This is a genomic window from Pseudomonas sp. Z8(2022), assembly GCF_025837155.1.
Taxonomy (GTDB): Bacteria; Pseudomonadota; Gammaproteobacteria; order Pseudomonadales; family Pseudomonadaceae; genus Aquipseudomonas.
The window spans coordinates 1,837,668-1,851,693 of the sequence record NZ_CP107549.1; the positions used below are offsets into that span (position 1 = coordinate 1,837,668).

Below are 14,026 nucleotides of genomic sequence, written 5' to 3' on the forward strand. Positions count from 1 at the left end.
TAGTTGCTTCTTTGGAAGAGCCTCGATCAGGAATAGCTGATGTAACCTTTAGCTTCATCATCCCTCCCAAGAACAACAATCGCCGTCCAAGCTTCATGGCGTGGTGGTCGCTCCTATCGCGCCGTCAGCAATCAGCAGTGGTTGCGTTTCTCCGGGTAATGCCTGAGTCGGTTCCAAATGAGTACGCAGAGGCCGTGTCTGCATTGGAGGAATCATATGCGGCACGTTAACAACTGACCATCTTCGCTCGCTGGGTCTGTTTTAGGTCAATCCACCCTGCGCAAGGTATGAACAGAGTAGGGAGCGTGAAGCTTGCCCATCGTTTACCTCAAAGCCTGCAAGAAATCTCCTTCCATAAATAGGCGTAGTTGAATTTAAGCCAGGCAACCAAGGCTTTATCGGTTTGCCGGCGAATCCAACTGTTCCTTCTTGCTGCCAGCCTTGCTTCGATCATGGCGTTGAGTGATTCCGGCTCGAAACCTGTCCAGACGGAGGGTACGGCAGCAGCGATATTCGTAAAGCATATCGGTGCTACTTCAGAGTAGAGAATCTCATAGAGAATTTCTGGCTCGATATCTTTTAATTCTTGGACTATGGCGTCGTAGTCCACCGGAAAGTCATTGAACAGGTCGGATAGTGCGACTCTGGCGGCTGTGCGTTTTTGCTCAGTCAGAAGATATCCCAATGCGAAAACTCCTCAAGCTCTTCGTCTAGCGAGTCTGCAACTGCGCCACCTGCAGCTCCGCCTGCGATAGAACCTGCCAATACGACAGCGATTGCGCAAACGGGGGCCCCTGGCCCACAAAGCGCGCTAACTCCTAAACCGGCGAGAAAACCCCCGATTGCGCCGCCACTGATAATGATGCCTTGGCGTGCGGTTTCTTTAACTTTGTTGTCAGCATTCAATATCTGATAAGTTGCCAGGGTAGCCGTTATGAGGACACCTAATTTGCCCATGATGAGCATTTTTTTCGTGCCCTTGGTGAACTTGGCATCATCTCGGCCAGCGGCTTCGAGAATGCTGTAGTGGACTTTGGACTGCTCTGCACTGGAAAGGCTGTTGTAAGGCTTTTTGAAGAGGCGTTCTGAGTAGCGATCAAAAAGCGATTGGAGTGTTCGGCCATCGGCCTTCTTTTTTTGGACAATTGCCAGGCCTTGAGCGGAGGTGAACTTCCGATGTTCCATCATGATCTTGTTTCTCATCTCATGACTGAACTGTACACCGTCCAATGCGGTAATATTTCCCGCTTTCACATCATTCAGAATTTGTTGTGACATGCGCTTGATATTTCTTAGATAGCTTGCTCTGACTTTTTCGTCTGAGATTGCATCCATAGAGAATCTGAGTGCGGCCCCTTCCATGAGCTCCAGTGCCTTATCAAGCGGGGACTCATTCAGCGCATGTTCACGTTGGACGACATAGCTGCCGGTGACAAGGTACGGCTCTGTCATAGGATCATCCTTATCCTAAAATGGAATTCAAAAATTTTTCCGTAAGCGAGGCGGATTCGGAAGACGGTCCGACGGCTAGTTCGAGCGCTACGCAGGTTTTTCCTGATGGATTCAGGAAGTTAACGCAGTTATTCGTGTTGAACACGCCTTGTAGTATGGAACCGTCTTCAAAGTGTGCGCTGCAGGATAAACCCTCATAACTTTCTTCGGCAGGAATTTTAAAGCCAATCCATGCGGTATGGCCGGGCAATAGTGAAGGAATGACAAAATTGGCAGGGGTGTGCGAGTCGCCAATAATCACTGTCCCCGAACCGCCGATTACGACGCTGCCATGAGAGCCGCCTGTATCGATGGTTGCGGCATTCTTGCCGTTTATGAATACCGTCGAGGACAGCCCCGAAACCAATGCACTGCCACATGTGCAGGTGTCGCCTTGTCTTGCGGCTGGCAGGGCATCGAACAGTACGTCAGGTGATCCTGTTGCTATGGGATTGGTACCGTGTCCTGGAATAGGGCAGCTAGGGAAGGTCTGAAGTAGCCGGGTATTTCGCGTCAACTTCAGCCCTTGCCGATTTTGAAAGCGGGCAATCGATCAAAAACCGGACAGATAGCCCACTCATTTCTCCTTTTTTGGCCGTCGCGAGCATCTCGCAACGGCTATTACCCACATTACAGGCGCACCTCTCCTGCGGTGGCAATCAAATGTCGACGTGCCATCCACAGGTTCGACAGTGCGAACAGTGTCATCAGCTGCGCGGTGTTCTTGGCCAGGCCGCGGAAGCGTACCTTCACGTAACCGAACTGGCGCTTGATCACCCGGAATGGGTGCTCGACCTTGGCCCGCACCTGCGCCTTGGCCTTTTCGATCTTGCGCTTGGCTTTGTAGAGCGGGCTGTTCTTGCCGAGTTTTCTGTATGTGCTGCGACGCGCCGCGACCTGCCAGATCACTTCGCGGCCCGCATGTTCTGAGCGCTTTTCGACCCCGGTGTAACCGGCATCGGCGCAGACGACGTTCTCCACGCCATGCAGCAGTTTGTCGACCTGGGTGACATCCGCCACGTTGGCCGCCGTGCCAACCACGCTATGCACCAGCCCCGACTCGTCATCCACACCGATGTGGGCCTTCATGCCGAAGTAGTACTGGTTACCCTTCTTGGTCTGGTGCATCTCCGGGTCGCGCTTGCCGTCCTTGTTCTTGGTCGAACTGGGTGCATGGATCAACGTAGCATCGACGATAGTGCCCTGACGCAGCGACAGACCGCGGTCACCGAGATAGCCATTGATGACGGCCAGGATACCGGCAGCCAGTTCGTGTTTCTCCAGCAGGCGGCGGAAGTTGAGGATGGTGGTTTCGTCGGGAATGCGCTCCAGCCTCAACCCGGCAAACTGGCGCAGGATGGTGGTCTCGTACAGCGCTTCCTCCATCGCCGGGTCGCTGTAGCCGAACCAGTTCTGCATCAAATGTACGCGCAGCATCGCCATCAGCGGATACGCCGGACGACCACCTTCACCCTTGGGGTAATGCGGCTCGATCAAGGCAATCAAACCCTTCCACGGCACCACCTGATCCATCTCGATCAGGAACAGCTCTTTACGGGTCTGTTTGCGCTTGCCGGCGTACTCGGCGTCGGCGAAGGTCATTTGCTTCATCGGGAAACTCGGGCAACGGGATCGGCGTATTTCACCAGATTCGGGAAGTCTTTTTCAGACCATCCCTAGACGGGTCGCTCAAGCGTGCTGCTGGTTTAGCCATGATGGCCTCGTTAAATCCTTTTAGGTGGCTCAGCCTATCATGGCTCCTATGTTCATTTTTGCTCTTTGTCTCATATCTGGGCAGTGGCCCCGCCAATAGCGGATGAAGAAAGCGTCAGCTACGCGCCCGATCTACCCTACGCAGAAGGATGGGTATGGGAGGACAATACGAACCTTGTCCACCATAGCCGCAGCTCAGGTGTCGACGGTGGAAGCGCTTGGCCATTTCCACCTTCTAAGCCTTACTCGCTACCTTCGCGCACCACCCGCCAAACCGTATTCGCCAGGTCATCCGCCACGATCAGCGCGCCGCGCGGGTCGACGGTGACGCCCACCGGGCGGCCGCGGGTCTTGCCGTCTTCGCCGCGAAAGCCGCTGACGAAGTCGATCGGATCGCCCGCGGGGCGGCCGTTCTCGAAGGGCACGAAGATCACCTTGTAGCCCACCGGGTTCTTGCGGTTCCAGCTGCCGTGCTCGCCGACGAATACGCCGTCGGCATATTGCTCGCCCATCACTTCGCTGGAGAAGTCCAGGCCCAGCGCGGCGACGTGCGCGCCGAGGGCATAGTCCGGGACGATGGCGCTGGCGACCTTGTCCTCATCCTGCGATTTCACCCTTGGGTCGACGTGCTGGCCGAAGTAGCTGTAGGGCCAGCCGTAGAAGCCGCCCTCCTGCACCGAGGTGAGGTAGTCGGGCACCAGGTCTTCGCCCAGTTCGTCACGCTCGTTGACCACCGCCCACAAGGTGCCGGTGCCCGGCTGGATGGCCAGTGCGGTGGGGTTGCGCAGGCCGGTGGCGTAGGGCTTGTAGGCTCCGGTTTCGGTGTCTACCTGCCAGACCATGGCGCGGTCGACTTCGGCCTCCATGCCGCGTTCGGTGATGTTGCTGTTGGAGCCGATGCCCACGTACAGGTAGCGGCCGTCTTCGCTGATGGTCAGCGCCTTGGTCCAGTGGTGGTTGATCGCCGACGGCAGGTCGGCGACTTTGCTCGGCGGGCCGCTGGCCCTGGTCTGGCCTTCCTCGTAGTCGAAGCGCACCAGCTCGTCCTGATTGGCCACGTACAGGTTGCCCTCGTGCAGGGCCAGGCCGTAGGGCGCGTTGAGGTCTTCGGCGAACACCGTTTGCAGCTCATAGCTGCCGTCACCATCGGCGTCGCGCAGCAGGGTCAGGCGGTTGCCGCTTTTCACCGAAGTGTTGCCGCGTGCCTTGATCACGCCGGCGATCACGTCCTTGGGCTTGAGCTTGGCCGCGTTGCCGCCACGACCTTCGGCAACGAGGATGTCGCCGTTGGGCAGCACCAGGGTTTGCCGGGGAATCTTCAGGTCGGTGGCGATGGCGCTGATGCTGAAGCCTTCGGGCACGGTCGGTCGCTGATCACCCCAGGGCGTCGGCTCGGCAATGGTCATGCTCGGCAGGATGCCGCGTTCGGGCTCGGGCAGGTCCGGCTGGGCACCGTAGGACTGCTGCTTGCTGCCGGGCTGTTCACCGCAGGCGGTCAGCAGCAGGGCGAGGGGCAGGGCGGTCAGTGCGATGGCAGTTTTCATCGGGCATCTCCTGTGCGTGGCTGGGCCATGCCGACCCAGGTGGCGGCGATGGCCAGCAGGGTGACGATCACCGACAGGGCCAGGCCCATCGGCATAACGGCCCAGGCGTCCTTGGCGTGCTCCAGCGCATTGATGAAGCCCAGCACCCAGGTAACCAGGAGCAGCAGGAAGTAGGTGAGCGGGCGCGGGTTGCGTCTACGGAACAGCCCGACCAGGGCGAACAGCATCGCCAGACCGGCGAATACCAGGGCGCCGGCGATCAGCCAGGAGGCGAAGTTGCTCCACTGGATCTGGTAGCTGCGGTAGTAGGCGATGTCGGCGATCAGCGCGCCGAGAAACAGCGGCACCTGGCCGCACAGCAGGGTGGCGTGCAGGGGGCTGAGCATGTTCGGGTAGGCGTGCGGCGTTGCGGTGGTGGTCACGGCAGATCCCTCTTGGGTCAATGACTGTTGGCGGCCCGGCTGCTGCCGCCTCGATCTGACTGTTCCTAAGAAGGGATTGCCCTGGGTGGGCATGGTTCAGGTTGTTTTAGCTAAGGGGAAAGGGTGATTTTTTCTGGCACGGTGTTCGATCTGGTGGGTAGGAGCGGCTTCAGCCGCGATGCGCTCATGAACATCGCGGCTAAAACGGAATGCCGCCCAGCCGCTCCTACGGTAAGGGGGGCTTGCGGGATCGGCTCAGTCCCAGCCCTTCGGGCACTGCACGCAGCCGGGCATGTTGGCGTCCTGGAAGTTGCCGAAGCGGGTGCGCGCGCCGGTGAGGTTGGCGTTCTCCAGATTGGAGCCGCCGAGTTTCACTTCCTGCAGGTTGGCATCTTCCAGGTGCGCGCCCCTGAGATCGGCCTTGCTCAGCCAGGTCATTTCCAGGTTGGCTGCCTGCAACTGGACGTTGTGCAGCTTGGCGCCGGAGAGCCGGGCGAATTCCAGATTGGCGGCGCGCATGTCGGCGCCTTCGAACTGCGCCGCCTGGGCGAACAGGGCCCAGCCGCTGATGGCAACCAGATTGGCGCCGGACAGGTCGGCCAGGCGCAGGTTGCTTTGTTGCAGGCTGGCGCGGGTCAGGTTGGCGCCGCGCAGCTTGGCTTTTTCCAGATTGGCCAGGTCGAGGTTGACGTGGCGCAGGTCTGCGCCGGACAGGTCGGCCCCGGACAGGTCCATGCGGCGCATGTCGAGGTTGCGCAGGTCGGCGCCACGCAGGTTGGCGTTGGGGCATTTGCTGTCGGGTTCGATGCGGCAGCCGTTGATCTGCGGCACGCCGTCGTTCTGAGTTTCGGCGCCGATGGCATGGCTGCCGAGTACCAGCAGCAGGGCCGGGATAAGCAGGGGCAGGTAGTTCATGGCGAGTCCTCGAATGGGTGATGGGGGAGGCAGTCGCGGCTAACAGGCCGTTGAAAAACGTAGGTGAGGCAGCCAGTGCAAGGCAAAAACAGGCGAAAAAGCGGAGTTTACGAGCTGTAAATGAGCATTTTGAGCCTATTTTTAACGCAGCAATGGCAACGCAGGTAGTTTTTCAACAGCCTGTTAAAGCCCCTCCCACAGTAGCGTGCATGGCGCACCCAGGTGCGCCATGCGTTCAGCCTTTAGCGCTTGGCGGTGGTCTTGTCCCAGCTCGGCAGCTTGAACACCCAGAAGGATCCACCCTGGGCGACCGGCTTGGTCAGATCGGCCATGTCGCCGCCCCACAGCGGTACCGCACCACCGTAACCGGCGGTCACGCCGATGTACTGTTCGCCGTCCTGTTCCCAGGTGATGGGCGGGGAGATGATCCCGGTGCCAACCTGGAACTGCCACAGCTCCTTGCCGTTCTTGGCGTCGAAGGCCTTGAAGTAGCCGTCGCCGGTTCCGGTGAACACCAGGTTGCCCTTGGTGGCCAGTACGCCGGCCCACAGCGGCAGGCGCTCCTTGTGTTCCCATACCACTTTGCCGGTGGTCGGGTTCATCGCCCGCAGGATGCCGACGTGGTCGTCATACAGGCGCTTGATGCGGAAGCCCATGCCCAGGTAGGCAGAGCCTTTCTTGTAGTGCGCTTCCTCGGCCCAGTAGTCCTCCTTCCAGTGGTTGGCCGGTACGTAGAACAGGCCGGTGTCCTGGCTGTAGGCCATCGGGTTCCAGTTCTTGCCACCGAGGAAGGGCGGCGAGACCTCGACCACTTCACCCTTGGATTCGCCGGCTTTCGGCTTCGGCGGACGCTGGCCTTCGTTTTCGACCGGGCGACCGGTTTCCAGGTCGATGTGGCTGGCCCAGGTGATCTTGTCGACGAAGGGGAAGGCGTTCTTCAGCTTGCCGTTGGCGCGGTCGACCACGTAGAAGAAACCGTTGCGGTCGGCGTGGGCGGTGGCCTTGGTGACCTTGCCGTCCTTGTCCTTGTAGTCGAACAGCACCAGCTCGTTATTGCCGGAGAAGTCCCAGGCATCGTTCGGGGTGTGCTGGTAGAACCACTTCACTTCACCGGTGGTCGGGTCGACGCCGACCTGGCCGGAGGTGTACAGGCTGTCGTAGTCCTTGGGATTGCCACCGTCGGCGGTGCGTGCCCAGCCGTTCCACGGCGCCGGGTTGCCCGCGCCGATGATGATGGTGTTGGTTTCGGCATCGAAGCTGGCGCTCTGCCACGGCGCGCCGCCGCCCTGGCTCCAGGCTTCCTTCTTGCCGGTCGGGCTGTTGGGGTCATCCGGCCAGCTCGGCGCCTTGATGTCACCGGTCGGGGTGCTGTCCTTGCCATTCAGGCGGCCCATGTGGCCTTCCACGAACGGACGCATCCAGATTTCCTCGCCGGTGTCCGGATCGCGGGCGAACAGGCGGCCGACCACGCCGAACTCGTCACCGGAGCTGCCGTGGATCAGCAGCACCTTGCCGGTCTTGCCGTCCTTCACGATGGTCGGTGCGCCGGTCATGGTGTAGCCGGCGGAGTGGTCGCCGAACTTCTTGTTCCACACCACCTTGCCGGTGTCCTTGTTCAGCGCCACGACGCGGGCGTCGAGGGTGCCGAAATAGATCTTGTCGCCGTAGATGGCGGCGCCACGGTTGACCACGTCGCAGCACGGGCGGATGTCATCGGGCAGGCGGTGGCTGTAGGTCCACAGGCGCTTGCCGGTCTTGGCGTCGAGGGCGAAGACGCGCGAGTAGGAGCCGGTCACGTAGACCACGCCGTCGTGGATGATCGCCTGGGATTCCTGGCCGCGCTGCTTCTCGTCGCCGAAGGAGTAGCTCCAGGCCGGGGTCAGCTTGAACACGTTGTCGGCGTTCACCTGAGCCAGCGGGCTCCAGCGCTGGGCGTTGGTGCCCATGCCGTACTGCAGCACGTTGTTGGTGGTGAGGTGGTCGTTGGCGATGTCTTCCCAGGTGACCGGCTTGGCGATCGCGCCCTGGCTCAGCGCCAGGCCGCCCGCCAGCATGAGGGCAAGCGCCAGGGGGCGTGGGGTGCTGGGTAGGTTTCTTGTTGTCATCGTTGTGCTTCCCATTGGAGGTGGTAGGTCGCCGCAGTGGCGCCGCAAGAACGCGGTTCTGGCGATGTCCTGCAGAGGCAAGTCGATGGTGGTGCCCGGCCACCTTCGCGCCTACGGAAAAACTCCCGACTTTGCCGGGAGGATTTCCCGGTCGGGACATGACTTGGCCTTGCTGCCAAGGCATCACGCACACCCCCACCCAAGCCCTACTACCAAGGGACTAGAGCGCGACCACCAAAGCAGCATTCGGCGCTCCGTGCGGCCTTTCTAAGATGGTCGCCACGAGCTCTGAACGGGCTGTCTTGCGTGCATTAGATGAGGTCCTAGCCATGAACAAGAAGATCCAATCCAGCCTGGCGTTGCTGCTGCTCGCCGCGTCGACCAATCTCTGGGCGCACGGTGATGTGGTACCGCAGGCGGTGAACACCGATGGCCTGGAGCCCTTGGGTGAGGAATGGCTGGACGAGAACCCCTACCGGGACAATCCGCGTGCCGTCGAAATCGGCGCCTCGGCCTACAACCAGAACTGTGCCGCCTGTCATGGCCTGGAAGCCAAGTCCGGCGGTATCGCCCCGGACCTGCGTCTGCTGGAGCTGGGGGCGAGCGGGGACGAGTGGTTCAAGGAGCGGGTGATCAACGGTGCGGTGCGCGACGGGCGCGTGTACATGCCGAAGATGGCCAACTTCCTCAGTCAGGAGGCGCTGTGGGCGGTGCGTACATACCTGGAGAGCGTGCACGTCGAGGAGTAGGCGCCTGATGAAGAATCTGCTGCGCTCGGCATCTCGCACTCCGGTGCTCGCAATGCTCATGTATTTCAATACATTGCGCTTGCTGCACGCAGGCCCGGTGCGAGCTGCCATCGCTCGCGCGGATTTCTTAATGAGCTCCTGCGCTTTGCGGCGTGTGATCTCCCTGTGTGGTCTGCTGCTGTGCCTGGGAACCGCCCAGGCGCAGGTGCGTGACTTCGACCGCATCACCGAGTCGGGCACCCTGCGCGTGGCGCTGTACCAGAACTTCCCGCCCTACAGCTACGAGCAGGACGGCCAGCCGTGTGGCGTCGACTACGAACTGGCCAGGGCGCTGGCAGAAGGCCTCGGCCTGAAGCTTGAGCTGATGTGGGCACCGCCGGGTGAAAAGCTCGACGACGACCTGCGCGACTACATCTGGCGTGGCCGGGTGACTGCGCAGGGCCAGTTGGCCGACGTGATGCTGCGGGTGCCCTACGACCGCGACTACGCACAGATGCGCAACGAGCTGGGCGAACTGGTCAACGAACGGGTGGTGATGTTCGGCCCCTATCAGCGCGAGCGCTGGCAGCTGGCCTTCGACCGTCGGCGTCTGCCCGAGGTGCCGAGCATCCATGCCTTGCGACAGCATCCGATCGGTGTGGAAGTGGAGAGCGTGCCGTCGTTCTACCTCAGTTCGGTGCACAGTGGCATGCTCAGCCAGGAAACCCGCCACTACCCGACGCCGCAACTGGCCTTCGCCGCCATGCAGGGCGGTGAAGTGGATGCAGTGATGGCGCTGCGTGGCGAGGTCGACTGGCTGCTGCACGAGGCGGGCGATCCGCAGCTGATACTTGCGGAAAACGCCTATCCGGACATGGGCCGGCAGATCTGGGAGATCGGCATGGCGGTGCACGAGACCAACCGGCAACTGGCCTATGCCCTGGAAGAACAGCTGGAAAAGCTGATTCTCGATGGTTCGCTCGAGCGCCTGTATGCGCGCTACGGGCTGCGTTACGAGAAGCCTGAACAATACCAATAGTGGTTTCAGCCGCAGCGGAGGTAATGATGGATTGGCGCAGCCTGATGTTGCTGGCCCTGTTTGCCTGGGCCTGGGAGGCGCGGGCCGCCGCGCCCGATCCGGTCACCTCGGTGATGTGGGACTACTACCATCAGCGCCTGCTCAACGCCGAGCCCTTCGTCTTCGACGACAGGGTTCGCCTCGAGGTGCCGCCGTTCGCCGAGGATTCGCGCCAGGTGCCGATCCAGATCGACGCCAGTGCCTATCGCGGCAAGGTCAGGCGCATTCTGGCCTGGGCCGAGCTCAATCCGATTCCGCAGATCTTCGATTTCACCCCGGGCGAGCAGCTGGAGCCGAGCCTGGCGATTCGCATCCGCGTCGAGCAGGCCACGCCGATCCGCGCGGCGGTGCTGACCGACGACGGCGTCTGGCATATCGGCTCGGCGCGCATCGAGGCTGCCGGTGGTGGCTGCACCGCGCCCAGCGTGGTACGCGCCGAGGCCGGCTGGGAGGAGCGCCTGGGTCAGGTGCTCGGCAAGCGCTTCGAACGCGGCGACGGCAGCCGCCTGCGCCTGCAGGTCTCGCACCCGATGGACAACGGCCTGGTTGGCGGCATCCCCGAGTTCTACATCGAAGAGGCCGAACTGCGCGGTGCCGACGGCCAGGTGCTGGGCCGCCTGGAACTGTTCCCGGCGGTCGGCGAGAACCCGACGCTGACCTTCGACCTGCGTGATGATCAATCCGCGGAGCTGTGGCTGCGCGACAACAACGGCAATGAATTTCAGGCCGATCTGCCGGCCGAGAACAGGAGATCCTCATGATCAAAGTCAGTGTGCTGTATCCGAACGCAGCCGGGGTGCGCTTCGACCTCGACTACTACTGCGACACCCACATGGCGCTGGTGCGCGAGTGCCTCGGCGCGGCCTGCAGGGGCATTGCCGTAGACCACGGCCTGGCGGGTGGCGCGCCCGGTGAGCCGGCGCCGTTCGTGGCGGTCGGGCATCTGCTGTTCGACAGCCTGGAGGCCTTCCAGCAGGCCTTCGCCCCGCATGCCGAGCGGATCATGGGTGATCTGCCCAATTTCACCAACGCCACGCCCGTGCTGCAGATCAGCGAGGTCTGCCTGGCCTGACCCCGCCATCCGGAGGTTCCATGCTGCGTTTCCTGCTGCTTTGTCTCGTCCTCGGCTGCAGTTTGGCGGCTCAGGCTGCGCTCGACTACCGTCTGGCCCCGAAGCAGATCGCGCCCGGCATCTGGCTGCTGGAGGGCAGCACCGACCATTTTGCCGCGGACAACGGCGGCAATATCGTCAACGTCGGCTTCATCGAGACCAGCGACGGCGTGGTGGTGATCGACACCGGTCCGTCGCGGCGCTACGGCGAGGCGCTGCGCCAGAGCATCGAGCAGACCACCGGCAAGCCGGTGGTGCGCGTGTTGCTGACGCACCATCATCCCGATCATGTGTTGGGCAACCAGGCTTTCGCCGACGTGCCCATTGCGGCGTTGCCCGAAACCACCAGGCTGCTGGCCGAGCAGGGCGACGCCATGGCGGAGAACATGTACCGCCTGGTCGGCGACTGGATGCGCGGTACAGAAGTGGTGTTGCCCAGCGAGGCGCTGCAGGAAGGCCCGCTGGAGATTGGCGGCCGGCGCCTGCAGTTGCTGGCGCTGCGCGGTCACACCGGCGCCGACCTGGCGATTCTCGACGAGCGCACGGGCGTGTTGTTCGCCGGCGATATCCTGTTCTACCAGCGCGCGCTGACCACGCCGAACAGCCCGGGGCTGGATGTATGGCTGGCCGATCTGGATCGCCTCGAAGCGCTGACATGGCAGCAGATCGTGCCTGGCCATGGCCCGGTGACCCGTGATGCAGCGCCTTTCGCGCAGATGCGCGATTACCTCGGATGGCTCGATGACCTGCTGCGCAAGGGAGCGGAGCAGGGCGCGGAGATGAACGAGCTGATCCGCGCGCCGATCCCTGAGCGCTTCGCCGAGGTCAGCCTGTCACGCTATGAGCTGACCCGCAGCGTCAGCCATCTTTACCCGCGCTATGAGCGCAATGCCATGGCGCGGGTGGATCGTCAGGATTAGAGACTTGCGCAATCATCGGTGCGCACGTCGCCACGGCTTCGTAGCCCGGATGAAATCCGCGAGGAATATGCTCGCTATTCGCCGTATTTCATCCGCGCTACAGGCTGCTCATGTGGGAGGGGCTTTAGCCGCGACTTGCGTATAGGGCGTCGCCACTGAAGCGCCTCCCACGCTCAGCGATCAGAGCTCCTCGTCGTCACGAATCAGCACGTAATGGCGACCGTGCTCGGTTTCCTCGTGGTCGTAGACGTAATACATCACCACCTCGCCCAGGCTGGGCTGTACGGCCACGTAGTCGCCGCTCTCGGGCATGAAGAATTCCCGGGTGGCCGGCTTGGCCAGGCATTCGATATGGGCGGTGACGAAATGGGTGGGGTCTTCTTCGCCGTAGTAGTCCTCGCGCTGGTGCGCATCCCAGTCCACGGGCGGCTCGAAGGCACCGGTGATCAGGACCTTGCCGTCGCCCAGATCCTGCTCTTCTGCATCCGGGTCCTGCTCGTCGGGACGATAGACCGTGCAGTCCAGTGCATCGGGATGGTTGAGAATTTCCTGGCGGGCTTGGGGCACGGGCGTCTCCGATCAGAATGTGCGGGCGGCCAAGTGTCGGGCAAAGATGTGGCCGCCGCAATCATCGTGAATCTCGCGCGTTCAGGCAGGTGACGGACGTCACTGCAGGCTGAGCACTTCGCCTCGTTCCTGGATCCACTCGTCGTGACTGGGTGCGGCCTGCTCGCCGCTCATGCGGTGAATGATCTCGAAGTAATGCTGCTTGAGCGTGTCACGCATGATCTGCTCGCGCTTGCGCACGCGCACGGCATAGATGCTCTGCAGATTCTGATGGTCGAAATCGCGCCATTGCTGCTCGTCCTTGAGCAACTGGTAGCTATGACCCTCGAGCGCGGCGATAAGGGTTTCGGCATCGGTGCTGGCGCTGCGCCTGACGGCATCGGCCCATTGCTGAACGACGGTGTAGGCGGAGGCAGCGGTACCGCCCGGGTACTCCTGATGTTCGCGCAGATAGCGTTCGACGAAGCGCTGGCCGGCTTCACTGTTCTCCAGTTTCGGGGTGTCCCAGGTCCAGGTTTCGGTGCCGATCACGTCCTCCATTACCTGCGGGCCGACCTGCTGCACCAGGCTCTTGGTCAGGTTCGGCACGATGATCTGCATGCGCTGTTTCAGGCCCCTGTTGTGTGCCAGACGCATGCTGCGCTGCAGGTTGTCGCCGAGCAGCGCCAGTACCAGCACGTCGGCGCCACTGGCCGCCGCCTTGTCCATGGCGGCCCGGTACTGCTCGCGGCGCACCGGGCCGGGGGGCAGGGTGCTGCGGCCATGGCGGGCACGGTCGGTGCTGCCGGTGGCCAGGCGCAGGGTCTGCTCGATGCTGCGACCCCAGGCGTCATCGATGACGATGTAGTAATAGTGCTGGCGCGGCAGATGCCAGGCCAGGTATTCGCCGAGTACCCGCGCACTCATCCAGGCGCTGCCGGACTCGCGAAACAGGTAACGCTGGCCGGCCTGACCGGTGACGTCGTTGGCGTAACCGAGGGTGGCGAAATACAGCAGGCCCAGCTCGCGGGCGCGTTGCCCGGCGGCGATGGCCTCTTCGCTGGTAGCTCCACCGAAGACCATGCGAGCGCCCTGTCTGGCAAAGTGCTCGACGTTGCGTGTGGCCTGTGCGGCATTGGAGTCGGTGTTCTCGCTCAGCAGCTCCAGCGGGCGCCCGAGCAGACCCCCCTGGCGGTTGATCTCTTCCACGGCGAGCAGGGCACCGCGGCGCAACTCCAGGCCTTCGTCCTTGTAGTTGCCGGTTCGCGGATAGTTGAGGCCGATCTTCAGGCTTTCCGCCTGCGCCTGGCCAAGCAAAGCGGTCAGTAGCAGTGCGAACAGGACGCGTCCCATGGGCATTCTCCTTGTAAATGGGGAGGTGCCTTTCTACGGATCACGCTGCCCCTGCACCATGGGCTTTTGGTGGCGCCTGGTTGCTACTTGCGGCGATCTG

The 14,026-nt window shown here is 62.1% G+C and carries 15 protein-coding genes; 5 read left to right on the plus strand and 10 right to left on the minus strand.

The features are described 5' to 3' along the window. Window positions 1-328: 328 nt before the first annotated feature. The 8 genes from OEG79_RS08730 to exaA all read right to left on the minus strand — a co-directional run bounded on the left by OEG79_RS08730 (window position 329) and on the right by exaA (window position 8,190). On the minus strand, window positions 329-685 hold the full coding sequence (locus tag OEG79_RS08730) for a hypothetical protein (protein ID WP_264148368.1): 357 nt from the start codon (window positions 683-685) through the stop codon (window positions 329-331). Further along, window positions 670-1,452 carry a hypothetical protein gene (locus OEG79_RS08735; protein WP_264148369.1) on the minus strand — a complete coding sequence of 261 codons (783 nt, stop codon included), beginning with the start codon at window positions 1,450-1,452 and terminating at the stop codon, window positions 670-672. Before OEG79_RS08735 ends, OEG79_RS08730 begins: the two co-directional genes overlap by 16 nt. A gap of 10 nt (window positions 1,453-1,462) precedes the next feature. Beyond that, window positions 1,463-2,008 carry a PAAR domain-containing protein gene (locus OEG79_RS08740; protein WP_264148370.1) on the minus strand — a complete coding sequence of 182 codons (546 nt, stop codon included), beginning with the start codon at window positions 2,006-2,008 and terminating at the stop codon, window positions 1,463-1,465. A 113-nt stretch (window positions 2,009-2,121) separates the two neighbouring features. Beyond that, entirely contained in the window at window positions 2,122-3,102 is a 981-nt protein-coding gene (locus OEG79_RS08745; protein ID WP_264148371.1) for an IS5 family transposase, read from the minus strand. Window positions 3,103-3,446: 344 nt separating this feature from the next. Next, window positions 3,447-4,748 carry a PQQ-dependent sugar dehydrogenase gene (locus OEG79_RS08750; RefSeq protein WP_264148372.1) on the minus strand — a complete coding sequence of 434 codons (1,302 nt, stop codon included), beginning with the start codon at window positions 4,746-4,748 and terminating at the stop codon, window positions 3,447-3,449. Then, the gene (locus OEG79_RS08755) at window positions 4,745-5,134 is read right to left on the minus strand and encodes a DUF2231 domain-containing protein (protein WP_264148697.1); all 390 of its coding nucleotides are present in this window, start codon (window positions 5,132-5,134) and stop codon (window positions 4,745-4,747) included. The genes OEG79_RS08750 and OEG79_RS08755 overlap by 4 nt, the downstream gene beginning before the upstream one ends. Window positions 5,135-5,425: 291 nt before the next feature. Continuing rightward, the gene (locus OEG79_RS08760; RefSeq protein ID WP_264148373.1) at window positions 5,426-6,085 is read right to left on the minus strand and encodes a pentapeptide repeat-containing protein; all 660 of its coding nucleotides are present in this window, start codon (window positions 6,083-6,085) and stop codon (window positions 5,426-5,428) included. 242 nt (window positions 6,086-6,327) lie between these two features. Beyond that, a complete protein-coding gene (exaA, locus tag OEG79_RS08765) occupies window positions 6,328-8,190 on the minus strand; it encodes a quinoprotein ethanol dehydrogenase (RefSeq protein WP_413247531.1) in 1,863 nt (620 codons plus the stop codon). Between the two features lie 329 nt (window positions 8,191-8,519). On the opposite strand from exaA, the gene pedF reads away from it, so the two are divergent. The 5 genes from pedF (at window position 8,520) to OEG79_RS08790 (ending at window position 12,027) form a co-directional block, all read left to right on the plus strand. Next, window positions 8,520-8,939: a cytochrome c-550 PedF gene (gene pedF / locus OEG79_RS08770; RefSeq protein WP_264148374.1), complete on the plus strand. Its 420-nt coding sequence runs from the start codon at window positions 8,520-8,522 to the stop codon at window positions 8,937-8,939. A 130-nt stretch (window positions 8,940-9,069) separates the two neighbouring features. Beyond that, on the plus strand, window positions 9,070-9,957 hold the full coding sequence (locus OEG79_RS08775) for a substrate-binding periplasmic protein (protein ID WP_264148375.1): 888 nt from the start codon (window positions 9,070-9,072) through the stop codon (window positions 9,955-9,957). Between the two features lie 26 nt (window positions 9,958-9,983). Then, window positions 9,984-10,757, plus strand: coding sequence for a quinoprotein dehydrogenase-associated SoxYZ-like carrier (locus tag OEG79_RS08780; protein WP_264148376.1), 774 nt, complete (start codon window positions 9,984-9,986; stop codon window positions 10,755-10,757). Then, complete coding sequence (locus OEG79_RS08785; RefSeq protein WP_264148377.1) at window positions 10,754-11,068, plus strand: EthD family reductase; 315 nt, start codon at window positions 10,754-10,756, stop codon at window positions 11,066-11,068. The genes OEG79_RS08780 and OEG79_RS08785 overlap by 4 nt, the downstream gene beginning before the upstream one ends. A 20-nt stretch (window positions 11,069-11,088) precedes the next feature. Continuing rightward, entirely contained in the window at window positions 11,089-12,027 is a 939-nt protein-coding gene (locus tag OEG79_RS08790) for a quinoprotein relay system zinc metallohydrolase 1 (RefSeq protein WP_413247532.1), read from the plus strand. Window positions 12,028-12,207: 180 nt separating this feature from the next. On the opposite strand, the gene OEG79_RS08795 is transcribed toward OEG79_RS08790, so the two are convergent. Both OEG79_RS08795 and OEG79_RS08800 read right to left on the minus strand, forming a co-directional pair. Beyond that, complete coding sequence (locus OEG79_RS08795) at window positions 12,208-12,594, minus strand: hypothetical protein (protein ID WP_264148378.1); 387 nt, start codon at window positions 12,592-12,594, stop codon at window positions 12,208-12,210. Between the two features lie 99 nt (window positions 12,595-12,693). Next, window positions 12,694-13,926, minus strand: a complete 1,233-nt coding sequence (locus OEG79_RS08800; protein ID WP_264148379.1) for an ABC transporter substrate-binding protein — start codon at window positions 13,924-13,926, stop codon at window positions 12,694-12,696. Window positions 13,927-14,026: the final 100 nt, after the last annotated feature.

Excerpts from the sequence above, each read along its gene's own strand:
- OEG79_RS08800 (WP_264148379.1), bottom strand. The coding sequence starts at position 13,926 with ATGGGACGCGTCCTGTTCGCACTGCTACTGACCGCTTTGCTTGGCCAG.
- OEG79_RS08760 (WP_264148373.1), bottom strand. The coding sequence starts at position 6,085 with ATGAACTACCTGCCCCTGCTTATCCCGGCCCTGCTGCTGGTACTCGGC.
- OEG79_RS08780 (WP_264148376.1), top strand. The coding sequence starts at position 9,984 with ATGGATTGGCGCAGCCTGATGTTGCTGGCCCTGTTTGCCTGGGCCTGG.
- OEG79_RS08775 (WP_264148375.1), top strand. The coding sequence starts at position 9,070 with ATGAGCTCCTGCGCTTTGCGGCGTGTGATCTCCCTGTGTGGTCTGCTG.
- pedF (WP_264148374.1), top strand. The coding sequence starts at position 8,520 with ATGAACAAGAAGATCCAATCCAGCCTGGCGTTGCTGCTGCTCGCCGCG.
- OEG79_RS08750 (WP_264148372.1), bottom strand. The coding sequence starts at position 4,748 with ATGAAAACTGCCATCGCACTGACCGCCCTGCCCCTCGCCCTGCTGCTG.
- OEG79_RS08790 (WP_413247532.1), top strand. The coding sequence starts at position 11,089 with ATGCTGCGTTTCCTGCTGCTTTGTCTCGTCCTCGGCTGCAGTTTGGCG.
- exaA (WP_413247531.1), bottom strand. The coding sequence starts at position 8,190 with ATGACAACAAGAAACCTACCCAGCACCCCACGCCCCCTGGCGCTTGCC.
- OEG79_RS08735 (WP_264148369.1), bottom strand. The coding sequence starts at position 1,452 with ATGACAGAGCCGTACCTTGTCACCGGCAGCTATGTCGTCCAACGTGAA.
- OEG79_RS08755 (WP_264148697.1), bottom strand. The coding sequence starts at position 5,134 with ATGCTCAGCCCCCTGCACGCCACCCTGCTGTGCGGCCAGGTGCCGCTG.
- OEG79_RS08785 (WP_264148377.1), top strand. The coding sequence starts at position 10,754 with ATGATCAAAGTCAGTGTGCTGTATCCGAACGCAGCCGGGGTGCGCTTC.
- OEG79_RS08745 (WP_264148371.1), bottom strand. The coding sequence starts at position 3,102 with ATGAAGCAAATGACCTTCGCCGACGCCGAGTACGCCGGCAAGCGCAAA.